The 2,102-nt window shown below is 70.2% G+C and carries 1 protein-coding gene; it reads left to right on the top strand.

The window, feature by feature from the left end:
• Window positions 1-131 precede the first annotated feature (131 nt).
• Window positions 132-2,099 (top strand): TolC family protein, encoded by a 1,968-nt coding sequence (locus JL100_RS24110; RefSeq protein ID WP_202684082.1) that lies wholly within the window; start codon window positions 132-134, stop codon window positions 2,097-2,099.
• The last annotated feature ends 3 nt before the right edge of the window (window positions 2,100-2,102 follow it).

Genomic DNA, 2,102 nt, shown 5'->3' with positions numbered 1-2,102 from the left:
TCGCCGCGCGTGTCAATTTTTCAACAAAATCAATTGACCGTGACACTCGCAACAACTACACCTAATGAAATAAACTAAAAGGGTTAATCCCTATAGTTGATTATCGTGCTGGGCGTTTTGATGGGGCGGATATGACTGGCATCATTTCGGACGGGCGGGGACGACGTCGGCGGCGGAGCGGGCGGAATTTACGGTTCGCGGCAATCGGCTTCGCGCTGCTGTCGGCATCGGGGTGCGCGATCACTCCCGAACCCGTCACGCCGGAGGAGCGCTCCGCCCTGATCGCCGCGGACCGGCAAAACCTGTTCCGGGACCAGGAGCCGGTGACCGGCCCGATCTCCCTGGAAGAGGCGATGGCCCGGGCGATCAAGTACAACCTGGACTATCGGCTGACCGCGATGGACCAGGCGCTGCAGAACCGGCAACTCGACCTGACGCGCTACGACATGCTGCCCAGGCTGGTGGCCGCCGCCGGGGGCACCGCCCGGTCGAACGAGAACCTGTCGGTCAGCGAGAACACCCGGACCGGCGTCAAGTCCACCGACCCGTCCCTCAGCCAGGACCAGCAGCGTTTCACCACCGACCTGACCCTGTCCTGGAACGTGCTGGATTTCGGCGTCAGCTATTATCAGGCGCGCCAGCAGGCGGACCGCGCGCTGATCGCCGACGAGCGGCGCCGGCGCGTCGTGCATTCGGTGATCCAGCAGGTCCGCGCCGCCTATTGGCAGGCGGTGTCGGCCGAGCGGATCGAGGCCGCGATCGGCCCGGTCCTGGCGGAGACCCGGCAGGCGCTGAGCGACGCCCGGACGGTCGAGGAACAGCGCCTGCGCCCGCCGGTCGAGGTGCTGCGCTACCAGAAGGCGCTGATCGAGATCATGCGCCAGCTGGAGACGGTCGAGCAGGACCTCGCCATCGCCAAGGCCCAGCTCCGCGCGCTGATGAACCTGCCGCCGGGCCAGCCCTTCACGCTGGCGCTGCCGGCCGGCTTCCGCCGAGAGATTCCCCAGGTCGGCCTCGCGATCGAGGAGATGGAAACCCTGGCGCTGAGCCGCCGGCCGGAACTGCGGGAGGAGCACTACCAGCGCCGGATCAGCGCCGCCGAAGTGCGCAAGTCGATCCTCCGCCTGCTGCCGGGGCTCACCTTCACCGGCTCCGCCAACCTGGACACGAACTCCTATCTGGTGAACAACAGCTGGGCCGAAGCGGGGCTGCGGGTCAGCTTCAACCTGTTGAACCTGCTGACCGCGCCGGCGTCGATCGGCGTCGCCGAGGCCCAGCAGGAACTGGCCGAGACGCGGCGCCTGGCGCTGAGCATGGCGGCTCTGACGCAGGTCCATGTGGGTTACCAGCAGTACCAGCGGGCACGCCGGAACTTCGAGCAGGCCGACCAGCTCGACTCGATCGAGCAGCGCTTGTACGAGAACATCCGCCTGGCCGAGGCGGGCCAGGCCCAGAACGTGCTGGAGCGGGTGCGCGCCGCGGCGTCTGCGATCCTGTCCGAGCTGGCGCGCGACCGGGCCTATGCCGACCTTCAGGCGGCAGCGTCCAACGTGATCGTCTCGCTCGGCCTGGACCCGCTGCCCGCCACCGTGCCCAGCCACGACGTCAAGGCCCTGACCGAGGCGCTGGCCGCGATCAACGCGGACTGGCAGGCCGGCCGGATCCTTCCGCCCGCTCCGCCGCCGCCTCCCGCACCGCCCGCACCGGAACCCGCGCCCGCTCCGGTGGCTCTCCCGGCACCGCAGCCGCCGGCCGAACAGCCTGTTCCGGCGGTGGCTCCGGTAGAGACGGTGCCGCTGGCCGCCGCCCCGGCGCCCGAGCCGATGGCCGCCACTCCGGCTCCCGAGCCGATGGCCGCCACTCCGGCTCCCGAACCGGTGGCCGCCGCCCCGGCTCCCGAACCGGTGGCCGCCGCCCCGGCTCCCGAACCGATCCCCGAACCGGTCAGGGAAGCAACCGGCGCGGAGCCGCCGGTGGAAGCCGCTCCCCCGGCGCCGGCAGTGGCGGTCCAGGCGGTGGCGCCGCCGGTCGATCTCAAGCCGCGTCCCGTCCGGGGGACCGGCCCGAGCCGGAAGCCGCTCATCGCCGACCCGATCTGAGGA

This window comes from Skermanella mucosa (genome assembly GCF_016765655.2).
Classification (GTDB): Bacteria; Pseudomonadota; Alphaproteobacteria; order Azospirillales; family Azospirillaceae; genus Skermanella; species Skermanella mucosa.
This window is presented reverse-complemented; position numbering and strand designations above follow the sequence as displayed.